19 protein-coding genes are annotated in these 23,920 nt (G+C 71.6%); 12 read left to right on the forward strand and 7 right to left on the reverse strand.

The window, feature by feature from the left end; genetic code table 11:
• Window positions 1-2 precede the first annotated feature (2 nt).
• The 9 genes from ABZ780_RS02850 to ABZ780_RS02890 all read left to right on the forward strand — a co-directional run bounded on the left by ABZ780_RS02850 (window position 3) and on the right by ABZ780_RS02890 (window position 15,341).
• Window positions 3-1,952, forward strand: a complete 1,950-nt coding sequence (locus tag ABZ780_RS02850; RefSeq protein ID WP_357483502.1) for a Na+/H+ antiporter NhaA — start codon at window positions 3-5, stop codon at window positions 1,950-1,952.
• Window positions 1,953-2,395: 443 nt separating this feature from the next.
• The gene (locus ABZ780_RS02855; RefSeq protein ID WP_357483505.1) at window positions 2,396-6,445 is read left to right on the forward strand and encodes a discoidin domain-containing protein; all 4,050 of its coding nucleotides are present in this window, start codon (window positions 2,396-2,398) and stop codon (window positions 6,443-6,445) included.
• Window positions 6,446-6,608: 163 nt separating this feature from the next.
• Complete coding sequence (locus ABZ780_RS02860) at window positions 6,609-7,838, forward strand: MFS transporter (protein WP_357483508.1); 1,230 nt, start codon at window positions 6,609-6,611, stop codon at window positions 7,836-7,838.
• A 166-nt stretch (window positions 7,839-8,004) separates the two neighbouring features.
• Window positions 8,005-9,681 carry an ABC transporter substrate-binding protein gene (locus ABZ780_RS02865; RefSeq protein WP_357483511.1) on the forward strand — a complete coding sequence of 559 codons (1,677 nt, stop codon included), beginning with the start codon at window positions 8,005-8,007 and terminating at the stop codon, window positions 9,679-9,681.
• A gap of 6 nt (window positions 9,682-9,687) precedes the next feature.
• Window positions 9,688-10,644 carry an ABC transporter permease gene (locus tag ABZ780_RS02870; RefSeq protein WP_356999829.1) on the forward strand — a complete coding sequence of 319 codons (957 nt, stop codon included), beginning with the start codon at window positions 9,688-9,690 and terminating at the stop codon, window positions 10,642-10,644.
• Window positions 10,641-11,525: an ABC transporter permease gene (locus ABZ780_RS02875; protein ID WP_357483514.1), complete on the forward strand. Its 885-nt coding sequence runs from the start codon at window positions 10,641-10,643 to the stop codon at window positions 11,523-11,525. Before ABZ780_RS02870 ends, ABZ780_RS02875 begins: the two co-directional genes overlap by 4 nt.
• On the forward strand, window positions 11,522-12,559 hold the full coding sequence (locus ABZ780_RS02880; RefSeq protein ID WP_357483516.1) for an ABC transporter ATP-binding protein: 1,038 nt from the start codon (window positions 11,522-11,524) through the stop codon (window positions 12,557-12,559). The genes ABZ780_RS02875 and ABZ780_RS02880 overlap by 4 nt, the downstream gene beginning before the upstream one ends.
• On the forward strand, window positions 12,556-13,557 hold the full coding sequence (locus ABZ780_RS02885; protein WP_357483519.1) for an oligopeptide/dipeptide ABC transporter ATP-binding protein: 1,002 nt from the start codon (window positions 12,556-12,558) through the stop codon (window positions 13,555-13,557). Before ABZ780_RS02880 ends, ABZ780_RS02885 begins: the two co-directional genes overlap by 4 nt.
• A complete protein-coding gene (locus ABZ780_RS02890) occupies window positions 13,554-15,341 on the forward strand; it encodes a gamma-glutamyltransferase family protein (RefSeq protein ID WP_356999839.1) in 1,788 nt (595 codons plus the stop codon). Before ABZ780_RS02885 ends, ABZ780_RS02890 begins: the two co-directional genes overlap by 4 nt.
• On the opposite strand, the gene ABZ780_RS02895 is transcribed toward ABZ780_RS02890, so the two are convergent.
• Window positions 15,338-16,021: a GntR family transcriptional regulator gene (locus ABZ780_RS02895; protein ID WP_356999841.1), complete on the reverse strand. Its 684-nt coding sequence runs from the start codon at window positions 16,019-16,021 to the stop codon at window positions 15,338-15,340. The genes ABZ780_RS02890 and ABZ780_RS02895 overlap by 4 nt on opposite strands.
• A gap of 69 nt (window positions 16,022-16,090) precedes the next feature.
• Between ABZ780_RS02895 and ABZ780_RS02900 the strand changes: the two genes are divergently transcribed.
• A complete protein-coding gene (locus ABZ780_RS02900; protein WP_357483522.1) occupies window positions 16,091-16,807 on the forward strand; it encodes a YoaK family protein in 717 nt (238 codons plus the stop codon).
• Here ABZ780_RS02900 and ABZ780_RS02905 read toward each other — a convergent pair whose 3' ends face one another.
• The 5 genes from ABZ780_RS02905 to ABZ780_RS02925 form a co-directional block, all read right to left on the reverse strand.
• Window positions 16,808-18,208, reverse strand: coding sequence for a carboxylesterase family protein (locus ABZ780_RS02905; RefSeq protein WP_357483525.1), 1,401 nt, complete (start codon window positions 18,206-18,208; stop codon window positions 16,808-16,810). It abuts the gene before it with no gap.
• A 189-nt stretch (window positions 18,209-18,397) separates the two neighbouring features.
• On the reverse strand, window positions 18,398-19,024 hold the full coding sequence (locus ABZ780_RS02910) for a response regulator transcription factor (protein WP_356999850.1): 627 nt from the start codon (window positions 19,022-19,024) through the stop codon (window positions 18,398-18,400).
• The gene (locus ABZ780_RS02915; RefSeq protein ID WP_357483527.1) at window positions 19,021-20,313 is read right to left on the reverse strand and encodes a histidine kinase; all 1,293 of its coding nucleotides are present in this window, start codon (window positions 20,311-20,313) and stop codon (window positions 19,021-19,023) included. Before ABZ780_RS02915 ends, ABZ780_RS02910 begins: the two co-directional genes overlap by 4 nt.
• Before the next feature lie 4 nt (window positions 20,314-20,317).
• The gene (locus tag ABZ780_RS02920; protein ID WP_357483529.1) at window positions 20,318-20,764 is read right to left on the reverse strand and encodes an ABA4-like family protein; all 447 of its coding nucleotides are present in this window, start codon (window positions 20,762-20,764) and stop codon (window positions 20,318-20,320) included.
• Window positions 20,761-21,687, reverse strand: a complete 927-nt coding sequence (locus ABZ780_RS02925; protein WP_357483532.1) for a hypothetical protein — start codon at window positions 21,685-21,687, stop codon at window positions 20,761-20,763. The genes ABZ780_RS02920 and ABZ780_RS02925 overlap by 4 nt, the downstream gene beginning before the upstream one ends.
• 165 nt (window positions 21,688-21,852) lie before the next feature.
• Here ABZ780_RS02925 and ABZ780_RS02930 point away from each other — a divergent pair, with 165 nt between their 5' ends.
• Complete coding sequence (locus ABZ780_RS02930) at window positions 21,853-22,605, forward strand: glyoxalase (protein ID WP_357483535.1); 753 nt, start codon at window positions 21,853-21,855, stop codon at window positions 22,603-22,605.
• 200 nt (window positions 22,606-22,805) lie between these two features.
• On the opposite strand, the gene ABZ780_RS02935 is transcribed toward ABZ780_RS02930, so the two are convergent.
• Window positions 22,806-23,303: a YcxB family protein gene (locus tag ABZ780_RS02935; RefSeq protein WP_357483538.1), complete on the reverse strand. Its 498-nt coding sequence runs from the start codon at window positions 23,301-23,303 to the stop codon at window positions 22,806-22,808.
• Window positions 23,304-23,423: 120 nt separating this feature from the next.
• Between ABZ780_RS02935 and ABZ780_RS02940 the strand changes: the two genes are divergently transcribed.
• Window positions 23,424-23,888 carry a MarR family winged helix-turn-helix transcriptional regulator gene (locus tag ABZ780_RS02940; protein ID WP_357483540.1) on the forward strand — a complete coding sequence of 155 codons (465 nt, stop codon included), beginning with the start codon at window positions 23,424-23,426 and terminating at the stop codon, window positions 23,886-23,888.
• Window positions 23,889-23,920: the final 32 nt, after the last annotated feature.

The raw sequence follows: 23,920 nt of genomic DNA on the forward strand, positions 1-23,920 counted from the left end.
CCGTGACGAGCAGCAACTCGCCCCGGGGATGGTCCGCCCGGACCGCCTGGGAGGGCCGGATCGACGTCCCGCTGCGCGCCTTTCTGCATACCGAGACCGGCGGCGCTCGGGTGGTGCTGGTTACCGCGGTGGCGGCCCTGGTGTGGGCCAACCTGCACGTGTCGTCGTACGAGTCGCTGTGGAGCACACCCTTCTCCGTCCAGTTCGGCGACTGGCGGGTGTCACACGACCTGCGATTCTGGATCAACAGCGGCCTCATGACGTTCTTCTTCCTGGTCGCCGGGTTGGAGCTGCGCCGGGAGTTCGACATCGGCGAGCTGCGGGAGCGCCGTCGGTTGGCGTTGCCGATGCTGGCCGGGATCGGCGGCATGCTCCTGCCGGTCGGCATCTATCTCGCGATCACCGCCGGGCACCCCAGCGCCGCGGGCTGGGGCGCGGTGATGGCCACGGACACAGCGCTCGCGCTCGGCGCGCTGGCCGTCTTCGGGCCGCGCTTCTCGGATCGGCTGCGAGGATTCCTGCTGACGGTCGCCGTCATCGACGACGTGGTCGCGATCGCGGTGCTGGCGATCGCGTACCCGCACCATCCGTCGCCCACGGCGCTGCTCGTGGCGGCGGGAATCTTCGGCGTGGTCCTGCTCGTCCGGGCGTGGGGCGTGCGGTTCGGGCCGGTCTTCGCGCTGCTCGGGGTGGCGGCCTGGGTCGCGGTGTCGGAGTCCGGTGTCGACCCGGTCGTGGTGGGTCTGGTGATGGGGTTGCTGACCTACGCCTACGCCCCCGGCCGCACCGAGCTGGAACGGGCGAGCGACCAGTTCCGACTCTTCCGGGAACAGCCCACCCCGCAGCTCGCCCGGATCGCCCAGGCGGGGCTCACCTCGGCGTTGTCGCCGAACGAGCGGTTGCAGACGCTCTACCATCCGTTGGCGAGCTACGTGGTGGTGCCGCTCTTCGCGCTGGCCAACGTCGGGATCGTGATCGACGGCGAGCTTCTGGCCGGGGCCGTCACCTCACCGGTCACGCTCGGCGTCGTGGCGGCGTACATCGTCGGCAAGCCGGCTGGAATCGTGGTCACCTCGTGGCTGGTCACGCGGGTGAGTGGCGACCGGTTGCGGCCCCCGGTCGGCTGGCTCGCCGTCACCGGAGTGGGCACGGTCTCCGGCATCGGGTTCACCGTCGCCCTGCTGATCGCCACCCATGCCCTCAGCGGTCCGGCCCTGGACGAGGCAAAGCTCGGCATCCTCGTCGCGACGGTCGGCGCGTCCGTCATCACGTGGCTGGTGTTCCGCTTCGCCGCCCGGCTCCCGCCGGCGCGGCGTGCACGGGCGCTGCTGGGCGTCGCCGAGGGGATCGTCGACCTGATGCATCCGGTCGACCCGGAGCGCGACCACATGCGCGGGCCGGGCGAGGCGCCGGTGACGGTCGTGGAGTACGGGGACTTCGAGTGCCCCTACTGCGGGCAGGCCGAACCGGTGGTGCGGGACCTGCTGGCCGCCTTCGCCAACGTCCGGTACGTCTGGCGGCACCTGCCGCTGACCGACGTCCACTCGCGTGCCCAGATCGCCGCCGAGGCGGCCGAGGCGGCGGGCGAGCAGGGCGCGTTCTGGGAGATGCACGACCTGCTTCTCGCGCACCAGGACGCACTCGACCCCCCTGACGTGCTCGGGTACGCCGACCAACTCGGCCTGGACCTCGACCGGTTCCGTGAGCACATGGTCGAGCGGATGGGCGTCGATCGGATCGCCGAGGACGTCGACTCCGCCGACCTCAGCGGTGTCACCGGCACTCCGACCTTCTTCATCAACGGCCGGCGTCACCACGGCGCCTACGACATGGTCGCGCTCTCGGCGGCGGTGCAGGCGGCGTTCGCCAGCGCGGAGCTTCGCCCCGAGTACCACCGCCGGGATCCCGAGGGCTCCGAGGGGGACCGGGGAGCTGACCGCGAGGGCGAGTAGTCGTCCCCGCGACACGCGGGCCGCCGGTAGCGATCAGGCCGGCCAGACACGGCGCCGGCTGTGGACACGCATGCCGCGCAACAGGTGTGCGCTGGTGGGATGTGATGGTCGGTGCCTTTGGAGCTGAATCGTTTGTGATATCGCCGGCCGGGCCGCGGGCTGCGGCTGCGGTTGCGCGGGCCGCGTGCTCCGCACTGCGAACCGCGGGCGGCTCCAGCCAACAGATCTGAATCGTTTACGACATCAGCTCCAAAGGCAGCGCACCCAACCCCCAGCCCTTCGCCGCTCCGGGCGATAGCTGGGAGCGGTCGCTGCGGAACGTATTTGTGGAATCACGATCGACTCAAGCTCTTGACTCTCACGAAACGTGGGGCCACCATCTGACAACGTTGTCACAGACCACGCAGACCACGCCTGACAGCGTTGTCATCTCTGGAGGCAAGATGTCCGACCCATCGCCCCTGTCGCGGCGTACCTTCCTCTCCGCCGGAGCCACGCTGCTGGCGTCGGTCGGGGTGACCGCGGTCCTACCGGACGCCGTCGCGGCCGCCGCTCCGGCGACTCCGCCGCCACCCGGCACCCCGGCGCCCACCGACCTTGCCCGGTACCGCCCGGTGGCGGCCTCCTCGACCGACTACGCGCCGACGCCGGCCTCTTTCGCCGTGGACGGACTGCCGCAGGTCGGGGTACGGGGGAGTGGATGGCGGGCCGCCAACAGCGATCCACAGTGGATCTCGGTGGATCTGCAGGCTCCCTGTCGCATCGAGGCCGTGAACCTGGTCTTCGAGGCCACGCTCACCGACGGGCCGTTCGACGGCAACTACACCGACACCGACGGCGACGAGATCCTCTCCAGCGCGGCGACGGCGTACCGGATCGAGGTCTCCACCGACGGCCGTGACTGGCGGTCGGTGTACGAGACCACCGAGGGCCAGGGCGGTGTGCAGGCCATCAAGCTGTCGCAGCCGGTCACCGCGCGCTGGATCCGCATGACGGCCACGAAACGCTCGAACAGCAACCCGGTGGGCCTGAACGGGTTCCAGGTCTACGGCGTTCCTCTGGCGGGCCGGCCGAAGGCCGAGGGCTGGACCAGCTGGGAGGGCGGCAACACCGGCCCCGCACCCGAGCTGACGGTGGCCGCCGACGGCACGGTCCCGCTGGAGTCGGGCTGGTCGCTGACGATGGATGACTTCGCGGGCACCGCCGACGGCGCCGAACTCTCCCGCGCTGGCGTCGACGTCCGGTCCTGGTTGCCGGCCACCGTCCCCGGCACCGTGCTGGGAACGCTTGTCGACCAGGGCCACCTGCCCGACCCGGTGGCCGGCTTCAACAACCTGCGCATCCCGGAGGCGCTGTCCCGGCACACCTGGTGGTACCGGCGGGCGCTGCGCCTGCCGCGCGGCCTGGACACCTCGGCCGGTCGTCGAATCTGGCTCGAATTCGACGGCATCAACCACGAGGCCACCGCCTGGGTCAACGGCGTGCACGTCGGCAGCGTGAAGCACCCCTTCGCGCGGGCGGCCTTCGACATCACCGACGCCCTGGCCGGTCACCGGGGCGAGCACGTCCTCGCCGTCCGGGTCACCCCGATGCCGCACGCGGGCACGCCCGGCGACAAGGGCACCGACGGTCGTACCTTCCTCCAGTCGGCCCACCACTACCTCGACGCGCCGACCTACCTGGCCGTGTCCGGGTGGGACTGGATGCCCGCCGTCCGCGACCGGGTCACCGGCCTCTGGGACCACGTCCGGCTGCGCAGCACCGGCGCCGTGGTCGTCGGCGACCCCCACGTGCAGACCACGCTGCCCGACCTGCCGGACACCCGTACCGCCGAGGTCACCATCCGGGTCCCGGTGCGCAACGCGGCGGCCACCGCCACCACGGTCACCGTCCGCGCCGAGTTCGACAAGGTACGCGTCGAGTCCACGGTCACCGTTCCCGCCGGCGGCGACACGATCGTCACCTTCACGCCGGAGCGCTTCCGTGAGCTGCGCCTGCGCAACCCCCGGCTGTGGTGGCCCAACGGCTACGGCGAACCCCACCTGTACGACCTCACGCTCACCGCCACCGTCAAGCGCGCGGTCAGCGACAGGCGCCAGCTCCGGTTCGGCATCCGCGAGTTCGCCTACGACTGGCACCAGCCGATCGTGATCTCACCGCCCGGTAAGCCGCCGCTGGAGTTCGTCGACGGCGCCGCGACCCAGACCGTCACGTTCGCCCGGCAGCGCGCCCGGCACGTACGCATCCAGGCCGGCCAGCGCGCCACCGGGTGGGGCATCTCGATGTGGTCGCTGTCGGTCGCCGACGGCACCGGCCCGGATCTCGCCCTGCGCCGGGACGCCACCGCGTCGTCCTCGGAGAACGACGCCAACGGGCCCGACAAGGCTGTCGACGGCAACCCCGCGACCCGCTGGGCCTCACATGCCGAGGACAACCAGTCGATCCAGGTCGACCTCGGCGCGACGGTCGACGTCGACCGGGTCACCATCGTCTGGGAGCAGGCGTACGCGCTCGACTACCGCGTCCAGGTCTCCGTCGACGGCGACACCTGGACCGACGTGACCTCGGTCAGCAACGACACGCCGCTCGGCAGCCGCGCCACCCAGGTGGAGACGTTCACCGCCCAGACCGCCCAGCACCTGCGCATCCAGACCGGCTCGCGGGCGACGTCGTGGGGAGTGTCCATGTGGGCGCTCACCGTGCAGCGGCAGGCCGAGCCGGGCGTCGACCTGGCCCTGCGCGCCACCGCCACCGCGTCGTCGTTCGACGGCGACTCGAACGGCCCGGACCGGGCCGTCGACGGCAACCCCCGCACCCGGTGGTCGTCGAAGTTCGAGGACAACCAGTGGATTCAGGTCGACCTCGGCAAGCCGGTCAGCTTCGACCAGGTCACGATCGTCTGGGAGCAGGCGTACGCCCGCGACTTCGTCATCCAGGTCTCGAACGACGGGCAGCGGTGGACCGACGTGAAGTCGGTCAGCAACAAGATCACTGAGCTGAAGATCAGCGTCAACGGCGTGCCGGTGTTCGCCCGGGGTGGCAACTGGGGCTGGGACGAACTGCTGCGCCGGGTGCTGCCCGACCGGCTCGCGGACACGGTCGAGATGCACCGCGACATGAACTTCACGATGATCCGCAACTGGCTCGGCAGCAGCAACCGCGAGGAGCTGTACCAGGCCTGCGACGAGCAGGGCATCCTGGTCTGGAACGACTTCTGGCAGGCCGGCGGGTTCCTGCCCAACCCGCCCGGCTACGTCGACATCGCCGCCGACACCATCCGGCGTTTCCGCCACCATCCGAGCATCGTGGTCTGGTGCGGCGCCAACGAGGGCGACCCGCCGCCGATCGTCGACGCCGGCCTCAAGGCGGCCGTCACCACGGAACACCCGGAGATTCTCTACATCCCCAACTCCGCCAGCGGCATCGTGAGCGGGCGCGGGCCTTACCACTGGGTCGACCCGACGACCTACACCGACGTGAAGATGTACGAGGCCGACTCCTTCGGCTTCCACACCGAGATCGGCATGCCGGTGGTGTCGGTGGTCGAGAGCATGCGCAACCTGGTCGGTGACGCGCCGGAGTGGCCGGCCGGCGAGGTGTGGAACTACCACGACTGGTCGACCATCGGTAACCAGCGCGTCGGCACGTACCAGGCGGCGATCGACGCGCGGCTCGGCGAGTCCGTCTCCCTCGACGAGTTCGCCACGCGGGCGCAGTTCGTCAACTACGAGAGCCACCGCGCCATGTTCGAGGCGTGGAACGCCAACCTGTGGCAGGACGCCACCGGCCTGCTGCTGTGGATGTCGCACCCGGCGTGGCACAGCACGGTGTGGCAGACCTACGACTACGACCTCGACGTGAACGGCGCCTACTACGGCGCCCGCAAGGGTTGCGAACCGGTGCACGTCCAGGCCGACCCGGGCACCTGGCAGGTACGGGTGGTCAACCACACCGCCGAGGCGCTGGGCGGCATCACGGTCACCGCCCGCCGCTACGACCTCAACGGCCGATCACTGGGTACGCCGCAGCGTCAGCGGGTGGACGTCGCCCGTTCGGCCACGACGCCGGTCTTCCCGCTCGCCGCGCCCGACGGTGGCGGGCTGCACCTGGTCCGGCTGGAGCTGCGGGACAGCCGCGACCGCCTGCTGGCGGACAACACCTACTGGCGGTACGACAACTCCGAGCAGATGCGGGTGCTCAACGACGTGCCGAGCACCCGACTGTCGACGTCGTCGAGCACGGTACGCGTCGTGGACGGCCGGAACACGGTCACCACGACGGTCCGCAACCAGGGCCGCACGGTCGCGGCGCTGGTTCGGCTCGCCGTGCGCGACCAGCACGGTAAGCGGGTTCTCCCGGCCCGCTACGACGACAACTACTTCTGGCTCCTGCCGGGGGAGACCCGCGAGGTGCGGATCTCCTGGCCCGCGCGGGCCGGCCTCGCCCGTCAGGTGAAGGTGACGGCGCAGGCGTACAACTCGGCCGTCAGCTAGGAGTACGCGGTGGGGCTGGATCGTGCCACCTGATGTGGGCGTTTAAGGGCCGTAACCGCACCCTCCGTCAAGGTCAAGACCCATGCTGTACGCGGGGTCGGGCGCCGCGACGAGAGGGTGCGGGCGGTGCCTCGCGGCAGGTGTCGAGCCGGAGGGACTGATCATGTCCAACGCCAGCCAGGCGGACGGCGCGACGGCACGGCCCAGCTCCACCTCCGCTGCGGTGCGGGTCGCGTTCGCGTTCTGGATCACGCTCGTCGGCACCACCGTGCCGACCCCGCTCTACCCGCTCTACGAGATGGAGTTCGGCTTCTCGTCGTTGACCGTGACCGTGGTCTACGCGTTGTACGCGCTGGGGGTGGTCGTCGGGTTGCTGGTCTTCGGCCGGCTGTCCGACCAGATCGGCCGGCGCCCCGTCATCCTCGCCGCGCTGCTCCTCTCCGTGGCCGCGGACGCCGTGTTCCTGGGCGCCGTGGACCTGGCGATGATCATCGTGGGTCGAGTGATCGCCGGTCTCTCCGCCGCGCTGATCATCGGAGCGGCGACCGCCGCGCTGGCAGAGCTGATCGGCCCGCGGCATCCGAGGCGAGCCGCCACCGTGTCGATCTTCGCCAACCTGGGTGGTCTCGCCACCGGCACCCTGCTGGCCGGGGTCGTGTCGGATGTGGCGCCCGAGCCGCTCCGGCTGCCCTGGGCCATCGTGCTGGTCCTGGCGGTGGTCGCGATCCTGGCGCTGCGCGGCGTACCGGAGACGGTCCGGGAGCGCTCGCCGGTGATCCTGCGGATCCAGCGGCTGTACGTGCCGGCGAACATTCGCGGCGCCTTCGTCCGCTCCGCGATCACCGCTGGTGCGGGCTTCGCCGCGCTCGGGGTGCTCACGTCGGTGAGTGGGCTGTTCCTCGGGATGGTCCTGCGCGAGACGTCGCACACCCTCGCCGCGCTGGTGGTCTTCGTGGCCTTCGCCGGCGCCGCGTTCGGTCAGCTGTTGACCCGCGTCCTGTCCTCGCGCGCCGCGCTGGCCAGCGCCTGCGCCGGCCTGATCGTCGGGGCCGGCCTGCTCGCGTTCAGCATGTGGATGCCCGCGCTGGTGACGCTCGCCGCCAGCGCGGCGGTCATCGGGGTCGCGTCCGGGGTGGCGGTCGGTGACGGCATCGCGACGATCACGATGAAGACCGCGCCGCAGCATCAGGCCGCGGCGGTGTCGACCTTCTTCGCCATCCTGTTCGCCATGCTCGGCGTGCCCGCGGTCGGGGTCGGCCTGCTGATCCAGGTGGTCGGTCTGCGTCCCGCTGGCGGGATCTTCAGCGCGGTGGTGGCGGTGCTCGCACTCCTCGTCCTGCTCAGCCTTGTGCGCCGCGGTCCGGCCCAGCCCGCAGCGCGATCCGCAGGTTGATCTGCCGGCTCACCTCCGGTTGGTCGGTCGGTGTGGTGGTCGGATCGCCCACGCGGACGCGCCCACACCGGGCGCGAAAGAGGCGTCGAGAGGCAGTCACGGAGGTCTTGCGGCAGTCATCGTATACAACATACGCTCCCCGAATCGCCCACTCGAGGAGCTCTCCATGACGAACCTCTCCGTCAGCGAAACGAGCCTGCCGCGCCGCCGTTTACTCCGGGTCGCGGTGGCGGCGGCCGCTGTCGTCTGCGCGGTCGCTGCCTGCTCACCGGTGTCGAACAGCGGGAGCGACGACCAGTCCGGCGACGACCAGTCGACCGGCCAGGACTCCTTCGGTACGCCGGCCGACCCCGCCGCCGTCAAACAGGGCGGCAAGCTGGTCATCGCCCTCTCCGCCGAGCCCGACGCCCTGGACCCGACGCTGTCGCGGAGCCTCTACTCCCGCTACGTCTTCCAGGCGATGTGCCAGAAGCTCTACGACGTCAACGAGCAGGCGCAGGTCGTACCGCAGCTCGCGACAGCCCTGCCCACGACGAGCGGTGACGGCCGGACGGTGACCATCGCGCTGCGTCAGGGCGTGCGCTTCGCGGACGGCACGCCGTTCGACTCGGCCGCGGTGAAGGCCACCCTCCAGCGTCACCTCACCAACGACCGGTCGGCGCGCAAGAGCGAACTCGGTCCCATCGACGGCGTCGACACCCCGGACGCGCAGACCGTCGTCCTGCGGCTGAAGCAGCCGTTCGCGCCCCTGCTCGGCGCTCTCGCCGACCGGGCCGGCATGATCATGAGCGCCAAGGCGTTGCAGAGCCTCGGCGACGACTTCGCCTCGGCGCCGGTCTGCGTCGGCCCCTTCAAGTTCGCCAAGCGGGTGCCGCAGAACTCGATCGACGTGGTGAGGGACCCGAACTTCTACGAGGCTGACAAGGTGCACCTCGACGCCATCTCGTGGCGCATCCTCAGCGACGCGAGCATCCGCGCCGCCAACCTGCGCTCCGGCGACGCCCAGGTCGCCGACAGCATCTCCACCCAGGACGTCGCCTCCCTGCGACAGGAATCCTCCGTGTCGGTCCTCCAGTCGCAGTCGCTGGGCTACCAGGGCCTCACCATCAACATCGGCAACGTCGACGGTGTCGGCACCGCGCCCAAGCCGATCAACCGCCCCCTCGCCCAGAACGCCAAGGTGCGGCAGGCCTTCGAGCACGCGATCGACCGCAAGGCCCTGGTCGACGCCGTCTTCAACGGCGTACACACCGCCGCCTGCTCGCCCATCTCGCCCGCCAGCCCGTTCTCGTCGCCGGAGGCGCAGACCTGCCCGGCGCACGACCCCGCCAAGGCGAAGCAGCTCCTCACCGAGGCGGGCGTGCAGATGCCGTACGAGATCACGATGCTCGCGTCGAACACCCCCGACACGTTGCGCCTCGCGCAGGCGTTGCAGTCCATGCTCAAGGACGGTGGATTCGAGCTGAAGATCAACCCGGTGGAGTACTCGTCGCTCCTCGACGAGCAGGACCGTGGCAACTTCGAGCTGTTGCAGCTCGGCTGGAGTGGGCGCATCGACCCGGACGCCAACATCACGAACTTCGTCGGCACCGGCGCCAGCCAGAACGTCTCCGGCTACAGCAACCCCCAGCTCGACACCCTGCTGACCCAGGCCCGCCAGGCCGGCGACGTCGAGGAGCGCAAGAAGCTGTACGGGCAGGCGGTCACCCTCCTTCAGCAGGACGACGCGCTGATCTACCTCTACCGGCAGCGGAACCTCACCGCCGTCAGCAAGCAGATCCAGGGTCTGCAGGTGTTCCCGGACGGCGTGATCCGCGCGGCCTTCGCCGGCTTCACCAAGTAGGTCGCCGTGGCCCGGTATCTCCTCACCCGCGCCTGGCAGTCGGCGCTGACCCTGCTGTTGTCGACGATCGTGGTGTTCTTCGGCGTCCGGGCGCTCCCCGGTGATCCGGCCCTCGCGCTGGCGGGGGAGGACCGGTCACCGGAGGCGCTGGAGGCCATCCGTCGCCACTACGGGCTGGACCAGCCGTTGCCCCTGCAGTTCACGCAGTACGTGGAACGCATGGCGCAGGGCGACTTCGGGGTGTCGATCCGGACCGGAACGCCTGTCTCGTCGATGCTGACGACAGCCCTGCCGGTCACCGTCGAACTCGCCGTCCTGGCGATCCTCATCGCCACGGCGCTCGGCGTCGGCGCCGGGGTGCTCGCGGCCGTACGCCGCGGGCGCCCGGCGGAGTGGGCGGCCAACGGCCTGGCCCTGATCGGCCTGTCGGTGCCGCACTTCTGGCTCGGGCTGCTCGCGATCCTCTACCTGTCCGTGGCGACCGGGCTGTTCCCCGCCTCCGGCTTCGTGCCGATCCTGGAGGATCCCGTGGACAACCTGCACCACATCGTCCTGCCGGCGGTGATCCTCGGGACCGGCCTCGCCGCCATCATCATGCGGCAGACCCGGTCGGCGATGCTGGACTCGCTCTCCTCGGACTATGTGCGGACGGCGAAGGCGAAGGGCCTGCGACCTCGTGCCGTCATCACCCGGCACGCCCTGCGCAACAGCCTCATCGTGGTGGTGACCGTCGTGGGTCTGCAACTCGGAGGTCTGATCTCGGGAGCGGTCGTCACCGAGCAGATCTTCGGGCTGCCGGGCTTCGGCAAGATGACGATCGACGCGGTGTTCCAACGGGACTACCCGGTGATCCAGGCCGTCGTCCTGCTCACCGCGACGGCCTACATCGTGATCAACTTCTTCGTGGACCTGCTCTACTCGGTCATCGATCCACGGATCCGGGTGACGGGAGATCCGGCATGACCGTCCTCACCGTACCGATGGCGGAGACCGCCGTCAGCGTCACCCGGCGCGCCCGCGTGCTGCGCCGGTTGCGCCGCAATCCGCTCGCTGTCGTGAGCTTCGTCGTGCTCGCGCTCGCGGCCGTCATCGCGCTGCTCTCGCCGTGGATCGCGCCGTACTCCGTCGACCAGACCGACTTCGCCCGTACGTTCGCACCTCCCGGCACGCCCGGGCACGTGCTCGGCACCGACGACCTCGGTCGCGACGTCCTCTCCCGCATCATGCTCGGCGCGCGGGCGTCGTTGCAGGTGGGGCTCCTGGCGGTGGCCACCTCCCTGGTCATCGGGGTGCCGCTCGGCCTCGCGGCCGGCTACTTCCGGGCCTGGGACGCCGTGATCTCGCGCTTCACCGACCTGCTGCTTGCGTTTCCGTTTCTGATCATGGCGGTGGGGCTGGCGGCCATTCGGGGTGCCAGCCTCGGCAACGCCGCGGTGGCCATCGGCATCGCCCAGATCCCCGGGGTGATCCGGGTCGTCCGCTCGGACACGCTGCGCCTCAAGTCGCTGGACTTCGTCGCGGCGGCCGTCGTGGACGGGGCGAGTGACCTGTGGGTGCTGGCCCGGCACATCCTGCCGAACGCGACGTCGGTGATCCTGGTGCAGGCCACTGTCGCGATCCCGGCCGCGATCCTCGGCGAGGCCGTGCTGTCGTTCCTCGGCCTCGGCATCCAACCCCCGGCGCCCAGTCTGGGCACCATGCTGGCCACCGCCCAGCAGTTCGCCGCCCGAGCGCCGTGGGCGGCGGTCCTCCCCGGTGTCGTGATCATGGGTCTCGCGCTGGCGTTCAACGTCTTCGGCGATGCCCTCCGCGACGCCCTCGACCCGAAGGGAGACCGACGATGACCACGGCCACCGCAGGCGCCACGGCCACGGCGGGCACTGCCGCGCCCGTCCTGGCGATACGCGACCTCTCGGTGTCGTTCCCCACCGAGACCGGCACCGTGTCGGCGGTCGACGGCGTCAGTCTGGATCTCGCACCCGGGGAGATCGTCGGGATGGTGGGCGAGTCGGGGTGCGGCAAGAGCGTCACCGCGATGAGCATCGCCGGTCTGCTGCCCGGCAGTGCCCGGATCACCGGCTCCGTACGCCTCGACGGCACCGAACTAGTCGGCGCCCGTGAGTCGGCGCTGCGCCGGGTACGCGGCCAGGAGATCGCCTACATCTTCCAGGAGCCGATGACGTCCTTGAACCCGGTGCTCACCGTCGGGCGGCAGATCGGGGAGGTGCTCCAGGTCCACGAGCGGATGTCCCGGCGGGCGGCGCGGGCCCGTGCCGTCGAGCTGCTGACGCTCGTCGGGATCCCGTCCGCGGCCCAACGGGTCGACACGTACCCGCACCAGCTCTCCGGGGGCATGCGCCAGCGCGTGATGATCGCGATGGCGGTGGCCTGTGGCCCGAAGGTGCTGGTGGCCGACGAGCCGACGACGGCGCTGGACGTCACGGTCCAGGCCGGCATCCTCCAGGTGCTGCGGGACCTGCGGGACCGGCTCGGCACCAGCGTCCTCATCATCACGCACGACCTCGGCGTGATCGCCGACATCGCCGACCGGGTCGTCGTCATGTACGCGGGACGGGTGGTGGAGCGGGCGCCGGTCAACGACCTGTTCGCCTACCCGCGCCACCGCTACACCGCCGGGCTGCTGTCGGCGTCACCGCAGCCGGGCCGGCACGCCGGCACGGACCGGCTGACGGAGATCCCCGGGCTGGTGCCCGTCCTGTCGACCCAGCCCGACGCGTGCACGTTCGCGGACCGCTGCCCGGCCGCCGACGCGCGGTGCCGTGACGCCGCCCCGCCCCTGGCGGGGTTCGGCGGCACCGACCACCTCGCGGCCTGTTGGCACCCCTGCACCATGGCACCTGAGGAGGCGAACCGATGACGCCGCAGCCCAGCGCCCTGGAGATCGAGGACCTGGTGATGCACTTCGGCCCGGTCCGCGCCGTGGACGGGGTGTCCCTGACGATCCCGCGAGGCCGGGTCACGGCCCTGGTGGGGGAGAGCGGTTCCGGCAAGTCGACAGTGGGCCGCTGCGTGGTGCGGCTCGTCGAGCCGACCGCGGGGACGGTCCGGATCGCCGGGACGGACGTCACCCACCTGTCCCGACGACAGCTGCGCCCACACCGGAGCACGGTGTCGATCGTCTTCCAGGACCCGGCCGCGTCACTGGACCCGCGCATGCTGGTCGGCGAGATCGTCGCCGAGCCGCTGCGGCTGGCCGGCAGGCGGCTCTCACGGCGTGACCGGGACGCCCGCGTCGCCCCGCAACTGGAGCGGGTCGGTCTGCGCGCCGAGGTGGCGCGTCGCTACCCCCACGAGCTGTCCGGCGGGCAACGCCAACGGGTCAGCATCGCCCGCGCGCTGATCTCCGATCCCATGCTGCTCATCGCCGACGAACCCACCAGCGCACTCGACGTGTCGGTGCAGGCGTCGGTGCTCAACCTCCTCGCCGACCTGCAACGCGACATCGGGTTCGCCTGCCTGTTCATCACCCACGACCTGTCCGCCGTCGAGTACCTGGCCGACGACATCGCCGTCATGTACCTGGGCCAACTCGTCGAGAAGGGCAGCCGCGAGCGGATCTTCGCCCGGCCCGCGCACCCGTACACGCAGGCACTGCTGTCCGCCGCTCCGGTGGCCGACCCGGTGCGCCAACGGCAGCGGCAGCCGGTGCTGCTCGGCGACGACCTGCCGTCCGCGCTCGACCCGCCGTCCGGCTGCCGGTTCCGCACCCGGTGTCCGCTCGCGTTCGACAGGTGCGCGACGGAGGTTCCGGCGCAGACGGCGATCGGCGACGGCATGGCCGCGTGTCACCTGGTCCAACCGGACGGCACCGGCCCCGACGTACGCACCGCAGACCCCAGTGAGGTGTTGTCATGACGTTCACCACCCGACCGACCCTGCAGGGCACCTTCGGCATGGTGTCCTCGACGCACTGGCTCGCCAGCCAGGCGGCGATGGGCATCCTCGAACGCGGGGGCAACGCCTTCGACGCCGCGGTCACCGCCGGCTTCGTCCTGCACGTGGTCGAACCGCACCTGAACGGGCCGGGCGGTGAGGTGCCGGCCATCGTGGCCACCGCCGAGGACCCGCGGCCGAAGGTGCTGTGCGGGCAGGGGCCTGCGCCGGCCGGTGCCACCATCGCCCATTTCCGGTCCCTCGGGATGGACCTCATCCCCGGCGCGGGGCCGCTCGCGGCGGCCGTACCCGGTGCGGTGGACGCCTGGCTCCTGCTGCTGCGCGAGCACGGCACGCTCACCCTCGCCGAGGTGCTGGAGCCGGCGATCGGCTACGCCGGCGCCGGCCACCCGCTGCTGGGCCGGGTCGGTGACACCGTGGCGGCCGTGCGGTCGCTGTTCGAGGAGCACTGGCCGACCTCCGCCGCGCTCTGGCTGCGCGGCGGCCGGCCGCCGGCCGCGGGGGAGATGGTCGCCAATCCGGCGTACGCGCACACCCTGCGACGGCTGGTCGAGGCGGGACAGGCCGCCGGCGCCGACCGGGAGGCGCAGATCGAGGCCGCCCGCCGGGCCTGGAGTACGGGTTTCGTCGCCGAGGCGATCGACAGGTTCAGCCGGCAGCCGTTCCAGGACTCCAGTGGACGACCGCACGCCGGGCTCGTCACCGGCGACGACCTGGCCGCGTACTCGGCGTCCTGGGAGGCGCCCGCCACCCTCGACTGGCACGGCTACTCGGTGGCGAAGACTGGGTTCTGGGGCCAGGGGCCGGTGCTGCTGGAGACGCTTGCCACCCTCGACGCGCTCGACGACCCCGGCGCGTACGACGCGGCGACCGCGGCCGGCATCCACGCTCAGGTCGAGGCGCTCAAGCTCTCCTTCGCCGACCGGGAGGCCTGGTACGGCGACGGCGACGTGCCCGCCAAGGCGTTGCTCTCCGCGGAGTACGCGCGGGAGCGGGCCGCCCTGATCGGTGACCGGGCGTCGGCGGAGCTGCGGCCGGGACGTCCCGACGGTGCGCAACCCCACCTGCCGGCCCACGTCCGGCCCGGTGCCGGGCGTCGCGCCGACCCGGCGGACCCGACGACGGGGGAGCCGACGGTGCAGTCCGACGGGGTGACCCGTGGCGACACCTGTCACGTGGACGTGGTCGACCGCTGGGGCAACATGATCTCGGCGACCCCCAGTGGTGGCTGGTTGCAGAGTTCGCCCACGATTCCGGAACTCGGCTTTCCGCTGGGCAGCAGGTTGCAGATGTTCTGGCTGGAGGAGGGTCTCGCCTCGTCGTTGGCGCCGGGCCGCCGACCGCGTACGACGTTGAGCCCGACCATGGTGCACCGCGACGGGGAGCCGGTGCTGGCGTGCGGCACACCCGGCGGCGACCAGCAGGACCAGTGGCAGTTGCCGTTCCTGCTGCGGCATCTCGTCGGCGGCCAGACCTTGCAGGAGGCCATCGACGCGCCCGCGTGGCACACGGTCAGCCTGCCGGGGTCGTTCTATCCACGGGACATGGAGCCCGGCGTCCTGGTGGTGGAGGACCGGCTCGACGAGGGGGTGCTGGCGGCCCTGCGGGCGTACGGGCACGAGGTGCGGGTCACCGACGGGTGGAGCCTCGGTCGGCTCTGTGCCGTGACCCGCGACCCGGGCACGGGTGTGCTCGCCGCCGGCGCGAACCCCCGGGGGATGCAGGGCTACGCGTGCGGCCGTTAGTGCGCCGCCACGTATCCGCCCTCGGCGTTCTCGAAGGCGGCGGCGGATGCCGCGGCGAGGTGGATGAGCGCGGCCTGCTCGGCGCGGTCACCGTCACCCGACTCGATGGCGTCGACGAGTTGGATGTGCTCGGCCCACGAGTGTGGTGCGCGTTCGGCCGCCCCGAGCCGGAACACCCACTGGACATGGAGGTAGAGCGACTTGGCGATCGACGACAGCCAGGGGTTTCCGCTGATCTGGAGGATGCGCAGGTGCAGTGTGCTGTTGAGCTCGGCGACCCGGGCCAGGTCCTGTCGCTGCGTCGCCTCGCGGCCCTGGTCGAGCAGGGCACGCAGGGCCGCCACGTCCGCCGGGGTGGCCCGCTCGGCGGCGAGCCGGGCGGCCAGCGACTCCAGGCGCTCGCGGACGGCGAACATGTCGGCGATGGTCCCGCTGCTCGGTGAGGCGACGACGGCTCCCCGGCGGGGGAGGATCACGACGAAGCCCTCCGCCTCGGCGACACGCAGAGCCTCCCGGACGGGGTTACGGGAGACGCCGAAGTCCTCGGCCAGCCGGTCCTCGGTGAGCCGTTCCCCGGGGAGGTAGTCGCCGTCGATGATGGCGGTCCGCAGGGCGGCGAGGACCTGATCGCGTAGCGGCAGGTGTTGCGCGCCGAGCTTGTCCCGCAGGTCTTCAGCCACCTGTTTGCCTCTCCGTGAACGTGTCCCGACCGAGTGTATACGAAGAACAATTTTGGGAGGTAGCCGACAGTGCCGAGCACAGCGCCCCGCGTCATCCGCCCCCGCTTCGCCGCTGCGGGGGACCAGCACCTCCTGCGGCGACGGCAGGCGCTCGTCGTCGTGCTCACCTTCCTGACCGGGTGTGCCGACGCCATCGGGTTCCTCTCCCTCGGAGGTGCCTTCGCCAGCGTCATGACCGGCAACATGGTCCTGGTCGGACTCTCGGCGGGCAGAGGCGACGCCGAGCTGGCCCTGACGTCGGCCTGCGCCATCCTCAGCTTCATCGTCGGCGTCCTCGCGGGCGCTCGCGTCGTCGGCTCGGCGCAACCGGACGATCCGGTCTGGCCACGGCGGGTCACCTGGGCGCTGGTCCTGGAACTGCTGGTGTTCGTCGTGTTCCTCGTCGTCTGGGAGGTCAACCTCCCCGCCCACGACGAGCGCGTCCATCTCGCGCTGCTGATGCTGTCCGCGGTGGCGCTGGGCGTGCAGAGCAGTGCGATCCAACGGTTCGGCGTACCCGGTCTGTCGTCCACGTACCTCACCGGCACCCTCACGAGCCTGATCGCCGGCGTCGCCGCACGTAGTCCGTGGCGCAGCCTGCGGCCCAAGGCCCACGTCCTGCTGGCCCTGATGACCGGTGCCGCGATCGGCGCCCTGGTCGCCCTGCACCTACCGGTCGTCGCACCGGCGCTGCTGATCGTGCCGCTCGTGCTCGTCATCGCCGTGTCCTGGCGGATGCGGTCGTAGCTACCCGAAGCGCTGGATCCGGCCGCCCCGGCCGCCGTACGGCGCCCAGCCCCACTCGGTCAACGCCTGCGCGCCGCCGGTGGCGAACGACAGCCAGGCCGCGCGCAGCGGACCGCCGCGCGCGGCCACCTCGGCCCAGGTCTGCCCGGCGAGCATCGGCGCCCGCGCCCAGTCGGCCTCGTCACCGAAGAGCAGCGGAAGATCGCTGCAGTGGCAGGCGTGGTACGGCGATGTCGGGGCCGGCCCGTCGATGCGGTACGCGAAGACCTGCGCGCCCGCCTGCGCCAACTGCCTGCCGAACCGCAGGGTGGGCCGGGTGAAGACCGACCGGGTCCCCAGCCTGATCGCCCCGTTCTCCACGGCACGACCCACCAGCGGCACGCGCCGGGAGATCGGGCCACCGGCCAGGAAGTAGGCGATCTCGCGGTGGGTGGTGCCCAGCACCACCTCAAGGCCCGGGGCGCCCGCGCGCCAGGCGGCCCGCCAACCCGCCACGTCCGGCAGGGGAGACACACCGGCCACCGGCTGGTACGCCGGGGCGAGCCCGAACCGGCTGCGCCCGGCCACGTCCCGCTCGGCCAGCTGCTGCGCGGCGACGATCTCCGTGAGGGACGCCCGCCGTGGATCCCGCCCGAGCCGGGCGAGGAACCGGTCGGCGACCCGGCGGGCCGCGGCGTCGCCGGCCAGCCCGAGACCGAGCGGTGGACTCTGCAACACCACCCGACGGAACAGCGGTCGGGCCTGCTCCACCCCGAGCAGGCAGGCCACCGAGTGGGCGCCCGACGACTGCCCCACCACTGTCACGTTCGCCGGGTCGCCGCCCAGGTCGGCCGCGTTGTCGCGGACCCAGCGCAACGCCTCGATCTGGTCCAGCAGACCCAGGTTGCCCGGGGACACGCCCGGCGCCCGCAGGTAGCCGAGCGCCCCGAGCCGGTAGTTGACGCTCACCACGACCACGTCGCCCTCGCGGGCCAGCCGGTCGGTGCGGTAGCGGTCCCAGGATCCCGCGCCGGAACGGTACGAGCCGCCGTGCAGCCAGACAAGCACCGGCCGCGCGGCGCGGTCGGCCGCCGGGGTGACGACGGTCAGGTTCAGGCAGTCCTCCGACTGCACGCCCACCTCGCACCAGCCGCCGGCTGTCGTGGCCCGGGCCGGAGGTTGGGGGCTGACGGCACCATGCTCCCGCGCGTCGCGGATCCCCGACCACTGCCGCTCCGGCACCGGCGCCGCGAAACGGTCGGCGGTGGCGTACCGGACGCCCCGCAGGACCGTGAGCCCGTCCGCTCGCCGGCCGCGCAGCGTGCCCCCACGCACGGTGACGAGCACGTCCGTTCCGGCCGCCGCCGCGTCCACGTCGCGTCGATCGCTCGGGACACTGCGGGTGGCCGGCTCGGACGTCACCGCCAACCCCGCCGCTCGGACGACACTGCCACGACCCCGCCTCTCGTAGACGCCGCCACCGCTGGCGGACCGCGCGTTGGCGACCGGCCGAGTGGCGCGAGGGCCACCGTAATCCGCCGCCCGGACGCCCGGAGCGTGGCGTCGCCGCCACGAGACGCAGGTCATCCGGGCACGCCGACCGGCGAACCCTCAGCGGCTGCGCGCGAACAGGGCAAGGCGTACCCGATTGGGGCTGTCGGTCTTGGTCATGAGGCTCGTGACGTGGGTCTTGACCGTGGTGACGCCGATGTGCAGCCGTTCGGCGATCTCGGCGTTGGTCAGGCCCTCGGCGACCAGGGTGAGCACGTCCTGCTCGCGGGCGGTCAAGCCGCGCACCGGTCGCGGCGTCCCGGCGCGGGCGTGCACCGCGCGCTGGACGAGGCGTTGCAGCACCTCCGGGCTGAACGGGCTGTCGCCCGCGGCGGCCCGGCGGATGCCGTCCAGCAGTTCGGTCGGGGGCGCGTCCTTGAGTAGGAACCCGCAGGCACCGGCGGTGAGGGCGGGGTAGAGATGGTCGTCGTCGCCGAACGTGGTCAGCACCAGCACGCGGGCGGCGGGCCGCTCGGCGAGGATGCGGGTGGTGGCGGTGATCCCGTCGACGCCCGGCATACGCAGGTCCATGACGACGACGTCGGGGACGAGCCGCGCGGCGAGGGGGACCGCCTCCCGGCCGTTGTCGGCCTCGCCGACCACCTCGATGTCGGGCTGCGCCTCGCACAGCATGCGCAGGCCCGCGCGGATGAGGTGCTGGTCGTCGACCAGCAGGACGCGGATCATGCGGGCTCGGGCTCGGGCGCGGGTGACCCGGCCGGCGCCACCCGGGGCGGCGACACGACCGGCTTTCCGGCGGCGGAGGCGGCCCCGACGTGCGGGAGGACGGCGCGCACCCGCCATCCCGTATCGGTCGGCCCCACCTCCAGCCGGCCGCCGAGGACCTCGACACGTTCCCGCATGCCGGTGATGCCGTGCCCGCCGCCATCCGGCACCACCGCCGGCCGGCCGCCGCGCCCAGCGCTGCCCGGCGCCAACCCGCGCCCGCCGCCGTGGCCGTCGTCGGTGACCTCCCAGTGCACGGCCCCGTCCTGGACGGCGACGACCAGCTGCGCCAGCGCGGACGGGCCGGCGTGCCGGGCCACGTTGGTCAGCGCCTCCTGGGTCAGCCGCAGCACCGCCAGGCCCCGCACCGCGTCGAGCGAGCCGACAGCCGGGTCGATGTCGGCCTGCACGGTGATGCCGGCCCGGCGCGCACGGTCCACTGTCGCGCCGAGCGCCGCCGGGAGCGCCGAGGGCTCGATCGCGGTCAGCGCCGCGTCACCGCGTACCCCATCGGGATCGCGCAGCACCGCGACCAGCCGGCGCAGCTCCGACAGGGCGGCGCTGCCCGTGCCGTGCACGTCGTCGAACACCTCGTCCACCCGGGGGTCCAGGTCGGTGAGCACGTGCCGGGCCACGCCGACCCGCAGCACCATCGACGCCACATGGTGCGCGACGACGTCGTGCAACTCGCGGGCGATGGCGCTGCGCTCGTCGGCGCGGGCCGCCCGGCCCTCCGACTCGCGTCGGCGCTGCTCGGCCACCGTCCGCTCGACGGCCTGCCGGCTGAGCTCCCGGTTGGTGCGGATGACCAGCCCGAGCAGCACCGGTACGCCGACTTCCAGGGCCAGCCCGACGACGCCGGACGCGACCTTGCCGGGCGGGTCGCCGATCGAGTCGGTCAGGTCGACCACGGCCAGCAGCGTGGCGGCCAGCCAGATGGTGCGGGCGCGACGTGCCCGCATGGTGACCTCGAGCAGCGCCCAGCTTGCGCCCACCTGGTTGATCATGATGTCGTCGACCAGGCAGATCGCGACCGCGAGCAGTGCCGTCTGCACCACCAGGTTGACCACCGGCCGACGATGCAGCAGCAGGGCCACCCCGAACGCGGCGACCGCAAGGATCCACTGTGTCCCCGTCGGCGGATGGCCGGCCTGGGTGCCGAAGACCAGGTAGCCCACCCCGCTGAGGTCGAGCAGCACCGTCCGCACGAGCGTGTCCCGCGCGTCGAACAGTCGTCCCGCCCACCCCACCGGGTCAGCCTAGGTGCTGCGGCCCGGTGGCACGAGGGTCCTGCCAGCGGGTCCGCACCGCCAGATAGGCGGCCAGGCCGAGCGGTCCGAGCAGGATGGTCAGCACCAGCACCGGAGCCATGACCAGCGCCGGCACCCCCCGTTCCCGGCTGTCCAGCCACGCCCAGCGACCGACGAACAGATCGAACGCGATCATGTGCGCCCAGGCCGCCGCCGCGCCGTCGGAGGTGCCCAGCAGGTCGCGCACCCCCTCCAGGGTCGGTGCGGCCACGGCCGGCAGCACCTCGCCCACCGCCGGGACCACCAGCAGCCCGTAGATCACCACGGCCGGCAGCACGATCAGCGGCGAACCGATGATCCGGGCGGTCCACGACCAGCGCGGCAGCAGGATCATCAGCACCCAGAACGGCGCGGCAACCGCGAACGTCAGGGTGAACAGCGTCGCGGTCATGCGACCAACTCCAGTTCCGGTCGGCGTCGACGGGCCAGCACCAGTCTGGTGGCGATCGCGGTCGCGACCACCAGGGCCCCCGCGGCGGCCAGCGTGAGGGCGTCCGGGCGCAGCAGCGGCTGCCCGCGCAGGGCCTGCCAGGTCAACAACACCGTGAGTACGCCGTACGCCGCGCCCGCGACGACCAGCAGCCGGGCGCGGGTACGGTCGTCCAGCCGCGTGCCGAGGAACCGGGCCAGCAGGATCGCCAGGATCGGCAGCACCTGCAGGGCGTGCAGACCCACGAAGTGCCCGATCCGCAGGTCACCCCCGGTGGTGCTCCAGCCGACCAGCGGCAGCCCCGCACCGCCGTCGGCTACGCCCACGCTGTGTGCTCCGCTGATCCCCTCGATGCCCGGATCCTGGGTGGGCAGCGTCATCGGCACCGCCACCAGCATGCCCAGCAGCGACAGGCCGAGCCCCCAGCCGACGGCGGTCGCGGCGACCCGGTCGGCAATCCGCCGGATCAACACGACGATCCCGACGACGAGGTGCGCGGCGAACAGCACCATGATCGCCGCACCCATCGCCCCGAACAGGGCGGCGTTCAGCGGCGTCGTGTCGTTGAAGTGACTGGCCGTACCCCGAATCACCTGCGCGACGATGATCACCATCTCGATCACCGCCATCGCGACGATGACCGTGACGGCCCACTCCGCGATCCGGCTGCGGCGCGGCAGCAGGGAGAGCATCCAGGCCAGCGTCGTGCCGTACAGCACGAACGACATGGCGAACTTGAGCGGCTTGAGCCAGATCGGTGCCCCGGTGACGAGGCGGGGGTCGGCGAGGACGCCGATCGCGGAGACGACAGCGAGCACCGCCATCGCGGCGACGAAGAGCAGCATGGGGCGGTGCTGTGCCGCCCGGCGCAGAACAGTGGTCATGCCTGTAGATGCTTCTGGCGGGACCGGGCGACCGCGTCCGACCGGGAGCCCCGCCTGCGGCCTGCGGTCGGAGCGCCGCCTCCTCCCTGGGTAGGAGACGAAAGGCGCGCGACACCTCGTCGACGCTGGCACAATGGCCGGCCTGTCTACGGGATCGGAAGTGGCATGACGACCATCGAGGACCGCGTCCACCCCAACGAGACCACCGTGCCGTTGCTGCACTGCGTGTCGCCCGAGGAGACCTTGGCGTTCTGGCGCGCCCTCGGCTTCGACGTGACCTACGAGCAGACCCGGCCGTACGTGTACCTGGCCTTCGCGTGGAGCGGGTTCCAACTGCACTACGGCCCCACGCCGAAGGACCTGGACCCGACGAAGGAGACTACCGGCGGCTGTCTCGTGATGGTCGACGCGGTCGCGCCGTACCACGCCGTGTTCACCGAGGCGATGCGCCGCACCTACGGCAAGGTGCTGGTCAAGGGTCTGCCCCGGATGACCCGTTACCGTGCCGGGGCATCGCGGTTCACCGTCGTCGACCCGTCGGGAAACTCCATCGTCTTCATCCAGCGCGACGAGCCGCAGGATCTGGAGTACGGCGGGTCGAAGGAGCTGCAAGGGCTGGCCCGGGTGCTCGACAACGCGCGGATCCTGCGCGAGTTCAAGATGGACGACCGGGCGGCCTACCGGGCGCTGGACTCAGGGATGCGACGGCGGGCCGAGGACGCGCCGGTGGTCGAGCAGGCGAAGGCGCTCGCCGGGCTGATCGAACTGTCAGTCGCGCTGGGCAAGACCGATCGGGTGCCCGAATGGGGAGCCCGTCTGCGCGAGCTCACGTTGACCGATCCGGAGCGCACGCAGGTCAGGAGCTACGTCGCCGACCCGGCCCTGCTCGAACCGTGGTGGCGGCCCGAGGCGACCTGATGCCCGACGACCGGCGGCCTGACCGGCGGGGGTCAGCCGCGTTTGGCGGGGACGTCTACTCTCGCCGCCATGGGAGCAATCAAGCCGTGGCACCTGGCCGTCCTGTCGATCTGTTGTCTCCTGCCGACGGCGGCGGCGGTCGTCGGGGGAGTCTGGGCACTTCGTCGACGTCGTACCCCTCGCTGAGGCCGCTCTGCGTCTCAGCGGGGCTGGAGCAGCCCGCGTTCGGCCATGAAGGCTCGCAACGTTTCGTCGTCCTCGGCCGACATCAGGCGGCGCGGGATCACGGTCGCCGGCATCCGGTCGACGAATACGATCCAGAACTCCGGGGTGTCCCTCACCTCGGCGACCCCGTCCCAGGCGATGCCGCCGGACTCCGAGCCGCTGCGCATCATGATGTTGTCGTCGGTGATGTCGTACGCGCCCTCGACGGCGTAGCCACCGGAGCGGCGCCGGGCGCGCCACCGCACCCACGGCGCGTACAGCATCGACAGCACGCCAGCCACGACAAGCGTTATGCACAGCGACGAGACCCGGTCGCCCCACGTGAACCCCCGCGAGACGACGAAGGCGACCACCCCGACCGCAGCCAGCACGGCACCGATGAGACTGAACCGGCGCAGTCGGACACTGCTGAGCGCGGCGGCCACGCGGCCCGGGTAGGCGGGATCGGCGGGGACGTCAAAACGAATGTGCACGCCAGAACGATAGTGCCCCCGCCTGCCCCGGGGTCGCGCCCCGCTGGCCACGCTCTTGATCTGAACCATGGTTGAGGTTCTACCGTCGTGTTCAACAGTTCACCACGGGAGGCAGATCTCATGACGATGCAGGAGTTGTCCGACGTCGAGCTCGCGGGCCAACCTGCGGCCTATTGGACAGGTGTCGCCTACGAGGCTCTCATCGCCTTCACCCGTGCCCGGCACGCCGAACACGGCTTCACGCAGCCTCAGTTCTGGCTGCTGCGCAACCTCTCCGCGAGCGACCTTCTGCCGCAAGGTGGTGGGATGACCGTCCCCGAGCTCCGCCAGGCGATGAGCTCATATCTCAGGGCCGAAGACGATCTGGACGCCGAAGCGGAGGTTCTGCTGGAGCGCGGGTGGCTGACTCGTGACGAGGAAGGAAGACTGCGGATCACCGAAGCGGGGGAAGGGGCTCGCGTCACCCTCAAACAGCACGCGCCGGCCATCCGAGCCCGCATCCACAAGGGCATCGACGACACGGACTACGTGACGACCCTCAAGGTGCTCCGACAGATGATCCGGAACACCGGCGGCCCGGTGTAGTGACGTTCCGACGGAGAGAGATTTCTCCGGGG

Source organism: Micromonospora sp. NPDC047467 (genome assembly GCF_040643095.1).
Classification (GTDB): Bacteria; Actinomycetota; Actinomycetes; order Mycobacteriales; family Micromonosporaceae; genus Micromonospora.

What these genes read in the sequence shown, in the direction of transcription:
- ABZ780_RS02855 (WP_357483505.1), top strand. Translation starts at nt 2,396, where the DNA reads ATGTCCGACCCATCGCCCCTGTCGCGGCGTACCTTCCTCTCCGCCGGA.
- ABZ780_RS02860 (WP_357483508.1), top strand. Translation starts at nt 6,609, where the DNA reads ATGTCCAACGCCAGCCAGGCGGACGGCGCGACGGCACGGCCCAGCTCC.
- ABZ780_RS02865 (WP_357483511.1), top strand. Translation starts at nt 8,005, where the DNA reads ATGACGAACCTCTCCGTCAGCGAAACGAGCCTGCCGCGCCGCCGTTTA.
- ABZ780_RS02875 (WP_357483514.1), top strand. Translation starts at nt 10,641, where the DNA reads ATGACCGTCCTCACCGTACCGATGGCGGAGACCGCCGTCAGCGTCACC.
- ABZ780_RS02880 (WP_357483516.1), top strand. Translation starts at nt 11,522, where the DNA reads ATGACCACGGCCACCGCAGGCGCCACGGCCACGGCGGGCACTGCCGCG.
- ABZ780_RS02885 (WP_357483519.1), top strand. Translation starts at nt 12,556, where the DNA reads ATGACGCCGCAGCCCAGCGCCCTGGAGATCGAGGACCTGGTGATGCAC.
- ABZ780_RS02890 (WP_356999839.1), top strand. Translation starts at nt 13,554, where the DNA reads ATGACGTTCACCACCCGACCGACCCTGCAGGGCACCTTCGGCATGGTG.
- ABZ780_RS02910 (WP_356999850.1), bottom strand. Translation starts at nt 19,024, where the DNA reads ATGATCCGCGTCCTGCTGGTCGACGACCAGCACCTCATCCGCGCGGGC.
- ABZ780_RS02920 (WP_357483529.1), bottom strand. Translation starts at nt 20,764, where the DNA reads ATGACCGCGACGCTGTTCACCCTGACGTTCGCGGTTGCCGCGCCGTTC.
- ABZ780_RS02925 (WP_357483532.1), bottom strand. Translation starts at nt 21,687, where the DNA reads ATGACCACTGTTCTGCGCCGGGCGGCACAGCACCGCCCCATGCTGCTC.
- ABZ780_RS02930 (WP_357483535.1), top strand. Translation starts at nt 21,853, where the DNA reads ATGACGACCATCGAGGACCGCGTCCACCCCAACGAGACCACCGTGCCG.
- ABZ780_RS02940 (WP_357483540.1), top strand. Translation starts at nt 23,424, where the DNA reads ATGACGATGCAGGAGTTGTCCGACGTCGAGCTCGCGGGCCAACCTGCG.